Raw genomic sequence first — 13,627 nt, forward strand, 5'->3', positions numbered from 1 at the left:
GGGGCGGTCTCAATGCGAGGCATCAGGGTCTCCGTCTCGAGGTTGATTTGGCGCGATCTTACCAGCCGGGCGCGGGTTTCATGCGGCGGCAGTACCGGGGGGCAATTTCGCCTGCCGGTCCGGCCCGGGCCCGACCGGGGTTCCATAAGAAAATCAGTATATTTGGTTATTCATGGTGCAGTGGTGCCGCCGCTGCACCGAAAACGCCCGGACCCCTCACGTCACACCTGCACTGGCCTCGGATATCGGGTAACATCCGCCCGCCCCGCCAGCGCGCGGGGCCCTCATCTTCCTCTTTTCGCACTTGGGCATGACACAATGGCAGAACAAAAACTCGGTAACCCGGCGGTGGTTGGCCTCGCCGGCTTCGGTCTAACCACGCTGGTGCTGCAATTCCACAACGTGGGTTGGATGCCCAGCATCGGGCCGGTGGTCTGGCTTGGGCTGATCTTCGGCGGCCTGGCGCAACTCATCGCCGGGCTTCAGGAGCAGAAGACCGGCAACAACTTCGGTTATTGCGCCTTTACCTCGTACGGCGCCTTCTGGATCGCGCTGGCAGTGATGCTGATCGCGAACAAGTTCGATCTCTTCAAGGCGGGCACGGAAGATGTGGGTTGGTTTCTGGTCGCCTGGACCCTGTTCACCGCGATCCTCTGGGTCGGTTCGCTGCGCATCCACGGTGCCATGGCCCTGACCTTCACCTTGCTGTTGGCCGGCTTCATCCTGCTGGACCTGGCGCACTTCGGCTATCCGCAACTGACCGTGGTGGCGGGCTACACCCTGATCGCCTGTGCCCTGATGGCCTGGTACATGATGGCCCGCATCATCCTGAATGAGATCTACGGGCGCGAACTCCTGCCCGCGGGCAAGCCCTGGGCTTGAGTCCGGCGTCGCGCCGCTCCCGCCTGCCGTAACCCCGATCAAGAACATTCGACTCGAGAGGACTAGAAAATGGGAAAAACGCCGTTTGCACTGGCCGGTTTGGTACTGACCTTGGGGTTCGCCCCCGCCGCCGGCTGGGCCCAAGACTCCGCCGGTTCCGTCTCCACCGCCATCGCCGCCTCCGCCACTGAGGTCATGGCCAAGGTGCGCGAGGCCGCCCAGTACCTGAAGGAAAAGGGCCTGGCCGGCTTTGCCGATTTCAACAACAACAAGGACGCCCGCTGGGTGTGGAAAGACAGCTATGTGTTCGTCTATAGCTGCCGCGACGACGTGATGATCGCCCATCCCCTGCGCCCCGACCTGGTGGGCAAGCCCATCCTGCAGATGCGCGACGACAAGGGAACGGCACTGTTCCAGGAGATGTGCAAGGCGAGCGACAATCCGAACGGCGGCTGGGTCGAGTATTGGTGGCCCAAGCCGGGCGAGGCGAAGGCCTCACGCAAGATCTCCTATGTCCACAGCGCCCCGGTCTCCTTCAAGTCGGACATCCAGGTCGGCGCGGGGATCTATGACGAGAAGCTGACCGCGTCCGATCTGAGCAAGATCGTCGAGGATACCGCCAAGCCGCAGAAGGCCGTGCCCTAGCGAATCGGCGCGCCGCCCCTCCCGGGGCGGCGCGCCGCTTCGCTTCTGTTTTTTCCAGGGGAGCCCGCCGCGGCCGCCCCCGCTGGACGGCAGGTCGCTGGTCCGCACAGCGGACCCTACGGGAGCGGGGCCGTAGGGTCCGCTGTGCGGACCACAGACCTCGCAGTCGGCCGATTGGCCAGGATGACGATCAAGGCCAGGCTTTAGTATTCAAACCCCCACTCGGCGCGCCCGGTCTTGGGGTCGAGCCGCACCTGTTTGGCGGTGCCCGGCCGGTCGGCGCCAGGCTGGGTTTCCACTTCGGCCGGTCCGTCCCTCACGTACAGCCTGATCCCCGCCCGCTGCCGGACCCAGCGCTCCAGTTCACCGGGGCGCGGCAGCGCGATGCGCCGCTCGGCGCGGGTCGCGAGCCCCAGCAAGTCCAGTCGGGCGGCGGCGTCCGGTTGGTCGGCCAGGGTCTCGGTGAGGGGGCGTTCACAGAGCAGGAAGAGCCCGGCCCCGGCGCGGTCCAGGGCGAGGCGCGCGACCAGTCGGGAGGCCGGCTCGGCCAGCGTGGCGGCGATTACCAGCGAGCGGTCAGGGTAGCGCGCCACCAGACGCTCCAGCACCTGCACGGCGAGGCGGGCCAGGCGGGCGTCGGCGGGACAGTCTGCGGCGGGAGGGGGTATTGCGACGATCAGGATGCGGACCACCCCGAGCCCCGAGCGGGCGAGCAGGGTGGGTACGCCGCGCACGGCGAAGCGGTCCAGGTCCTTCATCGGCTCGCTCAGGTCCGGATAGGGGATGAGTTGGGGGTGATGGCGGCGTGCGTTGTCCCGCACCGGGGCATAGCGCCAGCCGTCCAGGTGGCGGTCGGCGGCCCAGCGCAGGTGCTCGATGATGGCCAGTTGTTCCGCCTCCAGCGGGGCGAAGGTGAAGGACTCCACCCGCTCCTCCTGGATCGCCCGGCAGTCCATCACCGCGAGTTTGGCCCACAGGTGGTCCGCCTGGTGCCGGTTGGCGTCGCGATAGGAGGCCGTGAGCCGCGACCAGGGGCGCCCGGCCGGCTCCCGGTCCGGGTCGCGGCCCTGGGCGGCGATGCTGTCGGTGTAATGCTCATGGATGGTGCGGGCTAGTTGGTCGCCCAGGCCGTCGAACAGGACCGCCGGCCGGCACGCCTCGTCCAGATAGGAGAAGGGGAAGGTCTGGCCGTCCCAGTCCGCCAGGGTGCCGCCCGGGGTCTCATCCCCGACCTCCAGCAGGATCGGCGGGGAAACGCCCTGGTCCGCGGCCAACCGCTGCGCCAGCGTGCGCGCCGTCGCGACGGCGTCGGCGACCGCGGGCTCGGGACAGACCAGGACCAGGGTGACGGGGGGCAACTGGGCCAGTCCGGCCAACTGCGGTCCGATCCAAGCGACCTCGGCGACCTGTCCCGCCTGCGGATAGGCCAGCGCGAAGTCGGCCGACACCCGCGCCTCGGCGCCGACGATGCTGACGCGGGGGCGCCCCTCGCCGTAGGCCATCAGGCGCAGGGCCTGGACCAACAGGGCGCGGGCCGGGGGGGCGAAACCGGCGACCAGCAGGTGCGGGACCTGACCGAACACCGGGTCCAGGCCGCAGTGCAGGGGCCAGCGCCCGAGCAGGGCGCGCGCGGCACGGTCCTCCAGCGCAAAGGTCTCCAGGCTGATCGGACCCTCCGGGTCCAGGTCCGGCAGGGGCGGCGCCGGGTCCGCCTGGTGCATCAGGATCAGCCGCAGCGGTGCGCCGCGCGGCGCGCGCAGTCCCGGCTGAGCGAGCAGGCTGGTGACCAACTCCATGGGCGCGGGCGGGTCGGCCAGGACCAGGGTCCGGCAGGCCCCCGGCCACCGCCCGGCGAGTTCAGCAAGGGTGACCACCTGGACCCGCTGGCGGCGTTGCTCAAGGCCCGCGACCACCCGCCGCACCAGTGGTGCTCTGCCTGCGACCCACAGCGGCGGCTGACCGAAGAATCCTGACACGGCGAATCTGATGGGCAGGCGTCGGTCAGGACGACTGATGCAGGACGGTGCCGGCCTGATCCAGGACCGTGACCTGCATCGGGATGCCCGCACGGATGCTGGCCGAGACCACGCAGAAGTCCTCGAACAGGTCCTTGCAGCGGTGGAAGCGCGGCGCCTCCTTCACCACATCGGCGACGATCAGCCGGATCTGGAGCCCGCTGACCCGCATGCGCTTCTTTTCGTTGCGCGCCACGATGCAGGTCGCCTCCACCCGCAGACAGTGGTCCGGGGGCTCCTCCTTGAAGACACAGTACAGCAGGCTGGCGGCGAGACAGTCGGCCGCCGCCGCCGTCAGCATCCGGGAGGGGTTGGGCCCGGCCTGCTCACCCAGGGGCGGGGGTTCGTCCATCAGCAGGTCGGGGACGCGCTTGACGCCGAACTGCGCGTTGATCTGGAACCCTTCGCGCTGCTCCAGGTGGATGGTGAAGCGGCCTTCTTCGGACATGATGATTCCCCTCTAAAATCAGTTTCTTGAACGCGGGCGGTTCTTGGGGTCGCGGGTGTGGCGCACCCCGGCCGCACGGCAGGAGTCCGGATCGGCGACCAGGGCGCGCCAGTCCCCGCCCGGGAGCACCGGGCGGTCACGCAGGCACCCGCGGTAGAGATAGATCCAGGCGCGGCCATAGGGAGAGGGGAGCGGTCGGCGGGCATAGAGCCTGGGATATTCCTCCAACCGGTCCAGCCGTTGGAGCCCAGCCGTGTCGAGCCGAAAGACCTCCCCGACGAGCGCCGCCGTACCCGTCCGCACCGCCCCCGGGTAGGCGCCCAGGAGGAACAGCGTGAAGCAGGGTGCCGTCCGGTGGGGGCCCAGCAAGCGCGCCCCGGACAGCAGGTGGTGGTTCACTTCACCCCGCAACAGGGTGCCATAGACGAAGACCTGGTGATACATGGGCGCGGAGTCGGCGGTGCGGCGAGGATGCGGTCGGTTCAGGAGGCGGACTATAGCATCGGCGGGCGGAATAATTCGGCGCCGTGCGGCCTGAGTTGGCGGAGTTGTCCGGGTATACTTGGCACCACCGCAAGCCGTGCGGTACAGCCCGGGCCTTAAGGTCCATCCCTGCCCATCGTCCAGAGCACAGTGATGTCAAGTTCCGACAGTTTCGAAGACCTCTTGCAGCAGTTCAATCAGTCCCAGCCCGTCAAGCAGGCCGAGCCCAAGGTGGGGGAGAAGGTGCGCGGCACCGTCATCTCCATCGGCGAGGACTGTGCCTTCATCGACTTAGGCGGCAAGACCGAGGGGCGGATGGAGTTGGCGGCCCTGCGCGACCCGGAGGGCGGGCTCAAGGTGGCGGTCGGCGACCCGATCGAGGCGGCGGTCACGGGCAAGGATATCGAGGGCGGCTTTCTCATGCTGGGCAGCCAGCATGGTCACAAGTATCACGGGCTGGAGGAGGTGCGCCAGGCCTACAGCCAGGGCCTGCCGGTCCAGGGCCAGGTCACCGGTGCCGTCAAGGGCGGGGTCGAGGTCCTGATCGCGGGGCTGCGGGCCTTCTGCCCGGCCTCCCAGGTCGATACCCGCTTCGTCGAGGACCTCTCGGAGTACGTCGGCCAGCGGCTCGACTTTCGCGTCACCAAGATCGAGGGCGGGCGGCGGCCCAACCTGGTGGTCTCGCGTCGCGTCATCCTGGAGGAGGAACAACGCCAACGCGCCGCCGAGACCCGCGCCCAACTCAAGGAGGGGGCCATCCTCCCCGGCGTCGTCACCAGCCTCAAGGACTACGGCGCCTTCGTCGACATCGGCGGCTGCGAGGGCATGATCCACATCAGCGAACTCGCCTTCGGCCATATCAAGCACCCGAGCGAGATCCTGCGCGCCGGTCAGGCGGTGGAGGTGGCGATCCTGCGCATCGAGCCGTCCAAGGACGGCAAGGGGCGCGACAAGATCGCACTCTCGATCCGCGCCCTGTCGCGCGACCCCTGGGCCGACGCGGTGGAGAGCTTCCCGGTGGGCGCGCGGGTCACGGGGACCGTGAGCCGTCTCCAGCCCTTCGGTGCCTTCGTGGAACTGGCCCCCGGGCTCGACGGCCTGGTCCATATCAGCGAGTTGGGCGTCGAGCGGCGGATCAACCACCCAAGCGAGGTGCTGACCATCGGCGACACGGTGGAGGCGACGGTACTGGGGGTCGACCTGGAGCGGCGCCGCATCGCCCTGACGCTCGATTCCTCCAAGCAGCCGTCGGATATCCCGGACGTGCGCAACTATGCCCCGCCCAAGCCGGCCGCCAAGGGCGCGGGTGCCGCCGCGGCCAAGGCCGCCGAACCGGTGCCGGAGAAGACCATGGGGAGCTTTGGCGCCTTGTTGCAGGAGAGTCTGAACAAAAAGCGGTAAGCAAGGTTTGAATGCAGCAATTGCTGGACGCGCAGTTCTATCCCGGCACCCAAGTCCCTTGAGGGCGCAAGCCGCAAGCGCCCCTATGATCAAGCATGCCCCTCTACTGCTCACCTTGCTGCGCGCGGGCCTGGCGCCGGTCGTGGTCCTGCTGGCGCTCTTTGCCCCGCTACCCGTGGCCTTCGCCGCCTGTCTGAGCCTCGCCGCCGTGTCCGACTATTTCGACGGGGCCATTGCGCGGCACCTGAAGATCGTCACGCCGGGCTTGCGGCGGCTCGATTCGCTGGCCGATCTGTTGTTCTTTCTGGCCGCCCTGTTCGCGCTCTGGTGGCTGTATCCGGGGGTGCTCGCCGACCATGCGGGGGCGCTGGCGGTGCTGATCGGGCTGGGCTTGATCCGCTATGCCGCAAGCTACGCCAAATTCGGCCGCGAGGCCAGCTATCACCTCTGGTCGTCGAAGCTCTGGGGGTTCGCACTCTTCCTCGGGTTCTATTCGCTGTTGGTACTTCAATCCGACGGGGTCTGGATCACGCTCCTCATTTACTCAGGCATCCTGGCGGCCCTCGAAGACCTGGCCGTCACGGTGGTCCTGCGCGAGTGGCGCACCGATGTGCCGACGCTCGTGCACGCCTGGCGGTGGAGACAGGCGGGTGCTGCGCCGGGTGCGATACCGCGCCGTTCGGCGAAACGGACAGATGGCACCTCTAAACCCTCCTCGCTGCGGTAGACATCATCAAGTTGTCCGTTCGCCGCCACGCACCCTAACCCGTGGCGTGCCGCCAGGAACTTTTTCAACTGAAAGGGCGCGCCGCACGGCCCCGCCGGCCGGCACTGACCCCGCGCGCGCCCTTTCAGAACTCAGCCGAGTTCGTCCGCCCCAATGATCTGCATCAGCCCGAAGCTCTTGACGAAGGGGTTGGCCATGCGCGGGTCCTTGAGGATGGCCTTGTAGTCGCCGACCTTGAACTTGAGCTTGCCGGTGGCGAAGGCGATGCCCATGCCGGCCATGCCGATGCCGTTCTCGACCCACTTGAGCCAGTCCTTGAGATCCGCACGCATGTCCCAGTTGGCGGGCGGCTCGGTGTTGGACCAGGAGCCCGCGCGTACGCACACGCCGTTTTCCACCACGAACAGGCCGCGGGGGTCCTCCTCGTTCTTGAATCCGCAGTAGATCACCGAGTTGAAGCCGATCTCGGCCAGTTTGTCGCGCACCTCCGGCTCATCGTTCCAGGCGTCTTTGAGTTCGTTCATCCAGTCGGCGGAAAAGAGTTCGGCCATGTTCGTTGTCCTCAAGTGTGGTGGTCGAGGCGACCGGGACCCTGCCGGCCCCGGTCGCAGTGCGCTGCTCGCGGCCTTCGGGAGGCACGGCCGCGATGGTGCGGATTCTATCAGGATGGGACAAAAAGGGTACGCGCCCAACGGTTGCTGCTGCGCCCGCGGGCCGGGGCGCCGGTGCGTCGCGGCGCCTGCCCGCACCACGAACCCTTTCAGCCAGCCGCGCCGCCGGTCTTCTCGACTTTCGGGGTCGCGGGAGGGGTCTGGTTGGCCTTGGGGGCCGGGGCGGGGGTCTTCTCGAGCTTCGGTGTGGGGGTCGGCGCGAGCATGGGCGGCGGCGCGGGGGTGATGGCGATCTCCGGGGGCGGTGCGGGCGCCGCGGCCGGGGTACCGGTCCCGACGTAAAGCGGCTGGGCGCCGCGTGCGCCGCAGGCGCTCAGGCACGGCTCGAATTCCTGTTGGCAGATCCCCAGGTCAGCCCCCAGGCAGGTGTAGGGCGCCCGGCAGTTGCGGTTACCGGCCTTGAGGCACAGACCATAGTCGGCCTTGGCGCTGGTGTAGTGCTGCGCGCACCCCTGTTCGCGGGTCTGCTGACGCTGTTGGCACTGGGTTTTCTGGAGGTCGCAGCGCGCGCGGCAGTCTTTGCTTGCGGGTCGGGCGGGGCCCGGCGACTGCTGCTCGAAGGGCCAGTGGCCGCAACCGACGAGGAGTGCGATCAGCGCGATCGCCCCCATCTTCTGGGCAACGGCCAAGGCGAGCGGTCGGGCCTGTCGGTGAGGGGCCAGGGCGGTCTGCGGCAAGGGCATCGGGATTCTCCGTTGGTGGACAGTCGAGGGCGGATCGGGGCGGACGGACTCAATGCCGGGCCGCGGGGCGACGGCCCCGACGCGCCGGGAGACCACTGGTGCCGGGGGTGCCGGCACCGGCCGGTTCGGCAACGGCGCCGGCCGCATATCAATCCGCGCCCGCGGACTTTACCATAGCCCGGACCGCGTTCAGACTGCCCGCTTGCGCCTTGGTACGGTGTGGGCGCGGCACCGCGTCCGGTCTCGACCTTTTACAGCGTGTGACAGCAATCCGAATGAAGCACTGGTGGCTCGCCCTCTTGATCGTCCTCTGGCCCGGGAGTGTCGGCGCCGCCCCCGCGGGGGTCCTGCGGCTACAGACACCGCTCCAGGCCGATGCAGTCTATGACCGGATTTACAAGGCTCTGGAGGCCGCGCGGTTCTGGGTGGTGCATGAGGCCAACCTGGGCGAGCGGATGGCCGGCAATGCCGATCAATGGGGAGCGGATTACAACCGCAGTCGGCTCGGCACGGTGCGCGCCCTGGCCTTCGGCAATCTGGAGTGGACCAACGCCATCGCCAACGCGGACCCGGACCTGTTGGCCCTGTACCCCCTGCATCTGACCGTGTTCGAGCGCGACGGGACCAGCTATATCGTGCTTCCACGTCTTTCGGTCATGGTCAAGGGCAGCCCCGGCGAGGGCCGTGCCATGGAACTGGAGGCCGAGGTCCGCCGCATCCTGGAACGGGCCTTGACGGACTAGCCCTGACGGAGTAGGGGTGGACGAGGCGATGCCGCGTCGTTACGGGTGTTGAAACCTGGCGAGCGAGTCGTATATTGAAAACCTAGTGAACTGCTGAGAAATTGGCACCTGATAAAGACGGAGCCCAAGTGTGATAGCCGCAAGTCCAGCCGTTGAAGCGCTCGTCGCCTCCGAGTACGAGCACGGGTTTGTCACCGAGATCGAGTCCGACACCCTCCCGCCCGGTCTGGACGAGGGGGTGGTGCGTGCCATCTCCGCGCGCAAGGGTGAGCCCGACTTTATGCTGGAGTACCGGCTGCGGGCCTTCCGGCACTGGCAGACCATGGCGACTCCCGCGTGGGCGCAGGTCCACTACCCGGCGATCGACTTCCAGGCGATATCGTACTTTTCGGCCCCCAAGTCGAACGACGGACCCAAGAGCCTGGACGAGATCGATCCGGCCTTGCTTGAGACCTACAACAAGCTCGGCATCCCGATCGAGGAGCAGATGGCCCTGTCCGGGATCGCCGTGGACGCCGTCTTCGACAGCGTCTCGGTGGCCACGACCTTCCGTGTCAAGCTCGCGGAGGCGGGTGTGATCTTCTGCGCCATCTCCGAGGCGGTCCACGACTACCCCGATCTGGTGCGGCAGTACCTGGGCTCGGTCGTCCCCCACACGGACAACTTCTATGCTGCGCTCAATGCCGCGGTCTTCAGCGACGGCACCTTTGTTTATATCCCCAAGGGGGTGCGCTGCCCCATGGAGCTCAGCACCTATTTCCGTATCAATGCCCGCAACACCGGGCAGTTCGAGCGCACCCTGATCATTGCGGAGGCCGGGAGCTACGTCAGCTACCTGGAGGGCTGCACCGCCCCGATGCGCGACGAGAACCAACTGCACGCGGCGGTGGTGGAGCTGATCGCCATGGATGACGCGCAGATCAAGTATTCCACGGTCCAGAACTGGTACCCGGGCGACGCGGCGGGCCGCGGCGGCATCTACAACTTCGTGACCAAGCGCGGGGACTGCCGCGGCGCCCGCTCCAAGATCTCCTGGACCCAGGTGGAGACCGGCTCCGCCATCACCTGGAAGTATCCCAGTTGCCTCCTGCGCGGGGACGACTCGGTGGGGGAGTTCTACTCGGTGGCCGTCACCAAGGGCCGCCAGCAGGCCGACACCGGCACCAAGATGATCCATCTCGGGCGCAACACCAGCTCCACCATCGTCTCCAAGGGGATCGCGGCCGGGGAGGGCGAGCAGACCTATCGCGGCCTGGTGCGCATCGCCGCCAGGGCGGCGGGGGCGCGTAACCATACCCAGTGCGATTCGCTCCTGATCGGGGCGCGCTGCGCGGCCCACACGGTCCCCTATATCGAGGTCAAGAACCCGACGGCGCAATTGGAGCACGAGGCGACGACCTCCAAGATCAGCGATGACCAGCTCTTCTACTGCCGCTCCCGGGGACTGACCGCGGAGGATGCCGTGGCGATGATCGTCAACGGTTTCTGCAAAGAGGTCTTCAAGCAACTGCCGATGGAATTCGCGGTCGAGGCGCAGAAGCTCCTGAGCATCAGCCTCGAGGGGGCGGTCGGTTAGCAGGAAAGAAGCAGAGGCCGCAAATGAAGGCAAATAAACGCAAATGAGGGGCTCGCGGTGCAGTTCGCGCCGCGGCCCGCTTTAAGGTTGATTCGGAGTATATTTGCGTCCATTTGCGTCATTTGCGGCTGAATTTATTCTGAGGCGGACCCTGGCGGCCGCTCTACGTGCAGGAGATTCCAGATGTTGTCTGTCAAGGGCCTGAGGGCCAAGGTCGGCGAGAAGGAGATCCTGAAGGGTCTCGACCTGGAGGTCGGCCGCGGGGAGGTGCACGCCATCATGGGCCCCAACGGCTCCGGCAAGAGCACCTTCGCCCATGTCCTGTCCGGTCGCGAAGGTTATACGGTCACCGGCGGCAGCGTGACCTTCGAGGACCAGGACCTGCTGGCCTTGACGCCCGAGGAGCGGGCCCACCTGGGCCTGTTCCTCGCCTTCCAATATCCGGTCGAACTGCCCGGGGTGAATAATACCTACTTCCTCAAGGCGGCCCTGAATGCCATTCGCAGCGCCCGCGGGCAGCCGGAGTTGGACGCGGTGGCCTTTATGCGTCTGATGAAGGAGCGGCTCAAGGTCCTGCACCTGGACGACTCACTGCTCAAGCGCCCGGTCAACTTCGGCTTCTCGGGCGGTGAGAAGAAGCGCAACGAGATCTTCCAGATGGCGCTCCTGGAACCCAAGCTCGCCATTCTCGACGAGACCGACTCGGGGCTGGATATCGATGCCCTGCGCATCGTCGCCGATGGGGTCAATACCCTGCGCAGCCCCGAGCGTTCGGTGATTCTGGTCACCCACTACCAACGCCTCCTGGACTATATCGAGCCGGACTATGTGCATGTGTTGGCACATGGCCGGATCATCCGCTCCGGCGGCAAGGAACTGGCCCTGGAACTGGAGGAAAAGGGTTACGGCTGGCTCGGTGAGGAGGCGGCATGAGTGCGGTACTCGACAAGGGCCTGCTCCCCTGGCTCGCGGCGGCCCCGGCCGCCGAAACAATCCCCTTGGGCTGGCTGGAGGCCCAGCGCGCCCAGGCGCGCGCCCGGGTAGAGACCCAGGGCATCCCCGGCAACAAGGCCGAGAACTGGCGCTATACCAGCCTGACGCGACTCCTGGCGCAGGGCTTCGTCCCCACCGCCGAGTCGCTCACCGCGGTGCAGCGCGAGGACCTCGAAGACCTGCTGATCCCGGGGCTTGAGAGCTACCGGGTGCTGATCGTCAACGGCCGCTTCATGCCGGGACTGTCCGAGTTGCACGACCTGCCGGCCGGGGTGCGGATCGCGGGACTGGCCGCGCTGCTCAAGTCGGACCCGGACGCATTGCGGGGGCGGCTCAACGGCGTGGTCGGGGAGGCGCAGCCACTCTTCGCGGCGCTCAATACCGCTGGCCTCGACGATGGCCTGGTCGTCCTCCTGGAGCGCGGCGCCCGCCTGGAGCGGCCGATTGAACTCATTCACCTGTCGGTCGGGATGGACGAGCCGCGGGTCGCCCAGCCCCGCCATCTCATCGCCCTGGGGGACGGTGCCCAGGCCAACCTGATCGAGCGCTATCTGAGCCTCGGTGACTCGCTTTACTGCACCAATGCGGTGGTGGAGATCGCGCTGGGCCGGGATGCAGTCCTCACCCACCAGCGCATCCAGGCGGAGAGTGCGCGCGCCTTCCACTTGAGTGGGCTTTATCTGCGTCTCGGCACCGCGAGCCGCTATCAGGGCATCAATGTGGGCCTGGGTGCCACCTGGGCGCGGACTGATTTGAGCGTGCGCTTTGCCGGGGAGCACGCCGAGTGTGACCTGCAGGGGCTCTATCTCGCCGGTGACGGCCAGTTGATGGACTTCCACCTGGACGTCGAGCATCAGTTGCCCCAGTGCACGAGCCGCGAGAACTTCAAGGGCATCCTCTACGGCAAGGGGCGGGCGGTGTTCGACGGTCTGGTGCGGGTCGCCCGGGACGCCCAACAGACCGATGCGGCCATGACCAACCGCAACCTGCTCCTGTGCGAGGGGGCGGAGGTCGACACCAAGCCCCAGCTTCAGATCAACGCCGACGATGTGAAATGCAGCCACGGCACCACGGTCGGCCAGATCGACCCGGAGCAGTTGTTTTATCTGCGCTCCCGCGGGATCAGTCGCGCGCGCGCCCGGCGCCTGCTGTGCCTGGGATTCGCCGGCGAGATCCTGGACGCGTTGGTGCCCGAGGCACTGCGCGAGCAGGTCACGGAGCAGGTCGGGCGGCTGCTTGAGCAGGCCCCGTTGGATTGAACCGCAATTGGCTAGGCACGCCGCAGCAGTAGCAGAAGAGGTCTCCCTATGAACCGTTTGGCTCGCTTCGCGGGTTTCGGGCGACACGAGGCACCGCCGGAAGAAGCCCCGCATCCCGTGGATGTGGTGGTCGAGCGGATGGACGCGCAGGAGTTGCGCGAACCCATCATCGCGGCCATCCGCGGCGTCTATGACCCCGAGATCCCGATCAACATCTATGACCTGGGTCTGATCTATACCATCGACATCAGCGATAACGGCGACGTGGCCATCGACATGACCCTCACCGCGCCGTCCTGCCCGGTGGCCGGCATGATGCCGCTGATGGTCAAGGACGCGGTGGCCGCCGTCGAAGGCGTCGGCGAGGTTGCGGTCGAACTGGTCTGGGACCCACCCTGGGGCCAGGATCAGATGAGCGACGAGGCCAAGCTCCAGCTCGGGATGCTGTGATGGGCTAATGGGCCTCGATCATAAGTCCGGCCAGCCCGTGAGCAGCGAGGTCGCCGGTCCGCACAGCGGACCCTCCGGGTTGGCTCCGCGCCCGTAGGGTCCGCTGTGCGGACCGCGGACCGCGGACCGCTCGCCGAGCGCCGGAACTGGCATGGTCAAGGCCCCATCATGCCATCGGCTGCCTGATGATGGTCTTCCATTCATAGTCAATGGCCGCGGGCCCCTTCTTGATCATGAACTTCACGGCATAGGAAACCATGAATAAGACTTCGACCGCAGCGGCGTAGGCCGGTGAGGTATTGGGATCGCCCGTGCCGTCCACCATCAGGTAGTTCATCTTTGGCACCTCAACCTCGACAACCTCTTTGGCCGATGGTTGATACAAGTGCTTCAAGTCCTTCTTGAAATCGACTTTCTCCATGGCTGCTCCCGATGATTGCTGAGGGTATGCCTGGAACGGCGCGTGCTCGCTTTCCAAGACGTGATCATAACTCCGGCCACGCGCCCTTGCGGCAACCCGTCGCGGCCGGGGGGCCGCTCCTACGGCGTAGGAGCGGCCCCCCGGCCGCGACGGCTATCACCCTCGAGGTAGCCGAAATAATGATCAAGGTCCGCCGCGGCTCCTGGCCGACTGGTCCTCGGCACTCCGTC

General features: G+C 67.0%; 15 protein-coding genes. 9 read left to right on the forward strand and 6 right to left on the reverse strand.

The window, feature by feature from the left end; genetic code table 11:
- Window positions 1–318 precede the first annotated feature (318 nt).
- Together THSYN_RS06870 and THSYN_RS06875 are read left to right on the forward strand one after the other, a co-directional pair.
- Complete coding sequence (locus tag THSYN_RS06870) at window positions 319–882, forward strand: acetate uptake transporter (protein WP_100918479.1); 564 nt, start codon at window positions 319–321, stop codon at window positions 880–882.
- 69 nt (window positions 883–951) lie between these two features.
- Complete coding sequence (locus THSYN_RS06875; RefSeq protein WP_100918480.1) at window positions 952–1,527, forward strand: cache domain-containing protein; 576 nt, start codon at window positions 952–954, stop codon at window positions 1,525–1,527.
- Window positions 1,528–1,730: 203 nt separating this feature from the next.
- Here the strand turns inward: THSYN_RS06875 and THSYN_RS06880 are convergent, their stop codons facing one another.
- The 3 genes from THSYN_RS06880 to THSYN_RS06890 are packed head-to-tail and all read right to left on the reverse strand — an operon-like array spanning window position 1,731 to window position 4,434.
- Window positions 1,731–3,503: a RyR domain-containing protein gene (locus THSYN_RS06880; RefSeq protein ID WP_100918481.1), complete on the reverse strand. Its 1,773-nt coding sequence runs from the start codon at window positions 3,501–3,503 to the stop codon at window positions 1,731–1,733.
- A gap of 25 nt (window positions 3,504–3,528) precedes the next feature.
- Entirely contained in the window at window positions 3,529–3,990 is a 462-nt protein-coding gene (locus THSYN_RS06885; RefSeq protein ID WP_100918482.1) for an OsmC family protein, read from the reverse strand.
- A gap of 18 nt (window positions 3,991–4,008) precedes the next feature.
- Window positions 4,009–4,434, reverse strand: coding sequence for a gamma-glutamylcyclotransferase family protein (locus tag THSYN_RS06890; protein ID WP_100918483.1), 426 nt, complete (start codon window positions 4,432–4,434; stop codon window positions 4,009–4,011).
- Window positions 4,435–4,626: 192 nt separating this feature from the next.
- Here THSYN_RS06890 and THSYN_RS06895 point away from each other — a divergent pair, with 192 nt between their 5' ends.
- A complete protein-coding gene (locus THSYN_RS06895; protein ID WP_100918484.1) occupies window positions 4,627–5,874 on the forward strand; it encodes a 30S ribosomal protein S1 in 1,248 nt (415 codons plus the stop codon).
- A gap of 85 nt (window positions 5,875–5,959) precedes the next feature.
- Window positions 5,960–6,601 (forward strand): CDP-alcohol phosphatidyltransferase family protein, encoded by a 642-nt coding sequence (locus THSYN_RS06900; protein WP_100918485.1) that lies wholly within the window; start codon window positions 5,960–5,962, stop codon window positions 6,599–6,601.
- A gap of 131 nt (window positions 6,602–6,732) precedes the next feature.
- On the opposite strand, the gene THSYN_RS06905 is transcribed toward THSYN_RS06900, so the two are convergent.
- A complete protein-coding gene (locus tag THSYN_RS06905; protein WP_100918486.1) occupies window positions 6,733–7,152 on the reverse strand; it encodes an SCP2 sterol-binding domain-containing protein in 420 nt (139 codons plus the stop codon).
- Between the two features lie 209 nt (window positions 7,153–7,361).
- Window positions 7,362–7,955 carry a hypothetical protein gene (locus THSYN_RS06910; protein WP_100918487.1) on the reverse strand — a complete coding sequence of 198 codons (594 nt, stop codon included), beginning with the start codon at window positions 7,953–7,955 and terminating at the stop codon, window positions 7,362–7,364.
- Between the two features lie 275 nt (window positions 7,956–8,230).
- Between THSYN_RS06910 and THSYN_RS06915 the strand changes: the two genes are divergently transcribed.
- From THSYN_RS06915 to THSYN_RS06935, 5 genes are all read left to right on the forward strand, one after another.
- Window positions 8,231–8,698, forward strand: a complete 468-nt coding sequence (locus THSYN_RS06915; protein WP_100918488.1) for a hypothetical protein — start codon at window positions 8,231–8,233, stop codon at window positions 8,696–8,698.
- A gap of 133 nt (window positions 8,699–8,831) precedes the next feature.
- Entirely contained in the window at window positions 8,832–10,274 is a 1,443-nt protein-coding gene (gene sufB, locus THSYN_RS06920) for a Fe-S cluster assembly protein SufB (RefSeq protein ID WP_100922326.1), read from the forward strand.
- Between the two features lie 183 nt (window positions 10,275–10,457).
- Window positions 10,458–11,207 (forward strand): Fe-S cluster assembly ATPase SufC, encoded by a 750-nt coding sequence (gene sufC, locus THSYN_RS06925; RefSeq protein ID WP_100918489.1) that lies wholly within the window; start codon window positions 10,458–10,460, stop codon window positions 11,205–11,207.
- A complete protein-coding gene (gene sufD / locus THSYN_RS06930; protein ID WP_100918490.1) occupies window positions 11,204–12,526 on the forward strand; it encodes a Fe-S cluster assembly protein SufD in 1,323 nt (440 codons plus the stop codon). Before sufC ends, sufD begins: the two co-directional genes overlap by 4 nt.
- 48 nt (window positions 12,527–12,574) lie before the next feature.
- A complete protein-coding gene (locus tag THSYN_RS06935) occupies window positions 12,575–12,976 on the forward strand; it encodes an SUF system Fe-S cluster assembly protein (protein ID WP_100918491.1) in 402 nt (133 codons plus the stop codon).
- Between the two features lie 166 nt (window positions 12,977–13,142).
- On the opposite strand, the gene THSYN_RS06940 is transcribed toward THSYN_RS06935, so the two are convergent.
- Entirely contained in the window at window positions 13,143–13,397 is a 255-nt protein-coding gene (locus tag THSYN_RS06940; RefSeq protein ID WP_216644704.1) for a hypothetical protein, read from the reverse strand.
- Window positions 13,398–13,627: the final 230 nt, after the last annotated feature.

It is taken from the genome of Candidatus Thiodictyon syntrophicum (assembly GCF_002813775.1).
GTDB classification, from domain to species: Bacteria; Pseudomonadota; Gammaproteobacteria; order Chromatiales; family Chromatiaceae; genus Thiodictyon; species Thiodictyon syntrophicum.

What these genes read in the sequence shown, in the direction of transcription:
- THSYN_RS06870 (WP_100918479.1), top strand. Translation starts at nt 319, where the DNA reads ATGGCAGAACAAAAACTCGGTAACCCGGCGGTGGTTGGCCTCGCCGGC.
- THSYN_RS06875 (WP_100918480.1), top strand. Translation starts at nt 952, where the DNA reads ATGGGAAAAACGCCGTTTGCACTGGCCGGTTTGGTACTGACCTTGGGG.
- THSYN_RS06885 (WP_100918482.1), bottom strand. Translation starts at nt 3,990, where the DNA reads ATGTCCGAAGAAGGCCGCTTCACCATCCACCTGGAGCAGCGCGAAGGG.
- THSYN_RS06890 (WP_100918483.1), bottom strand. Translation starts at nt 4,434, where the DNA reads ATGTATCACCAGGTCTTCGTCTATGGCACCCTGTTGCGGGGTGAAGTG.
- THSYN_RS06895 (WP_100918484.1), top strand. Translation starts at nt 4,627, where the DNA reads ATGTCAAGTTCCGACAGTTTCGAAGACCTCTTGCAGCAGTTCAATCAG.
- THSYN_RS06900 (WP_100918485.1), top strand. Translation starts at nt 5,960, where the DNA reads ATGATCAAGCATGCCCCTCTACTGCTCACCTTGCTGCGCGCGGGCCTG.
- THSYN_RS06905 (WP_100918486.1), bottom strand. Translation starts at nt 7,152, where the DNA reads ATGGCCGAACTCTTTTCCGCCGACTGGATGAACGAACTCAAAGACGCC.
- THSYN_RS06910 (WP_100918487.1), bottom strand. Translation starts at nt 7,955, where the DNA reads ATGCCCTTGCCGCAGACCGCCCTGGCCCCTCACCGACAGGCCCGACCG.
- THSYN_RS06915 (WP_100918488.1), top strand. Translation starts at nt 8,231, where the DNA reads ATGAAGCACTGGTGGCTCGCCCTCTTGATCGTCCTCTGGCCCGGGAGT.
- sufC (WP_100918489.1), top strand. Translation starts at nt 10,458, where the DNA reads ATGTTGTCTGTCAAGGGCCTGAGGGCCAAGGTCGGCGAGAAGGAGATC.
- sufD (WP_100918490.1), top strand. Translation starts at nt 11,204, where the DNA reads ATGAGTGCGGTACTCGACAAGGGCCTGCTCCCCTGGCTCGCGGCGGCC.
- THSYN_RS06935 (WP_100918491.1), top strand. Translation starts at nt 12,575, where the DNA reads ATGAACCGTTTGGCTCGCTTCGCGGGTTTCGGGCGACACGAGGCACCG.
- THSYN_RS06940 (WP_216644704.1), bottom strand. Translation starts at nt 13,397, where the DNA reads ATGGAGAAAGTCGATTTCAAGAAGGACTTGAAGCACTTGTATCAACCA.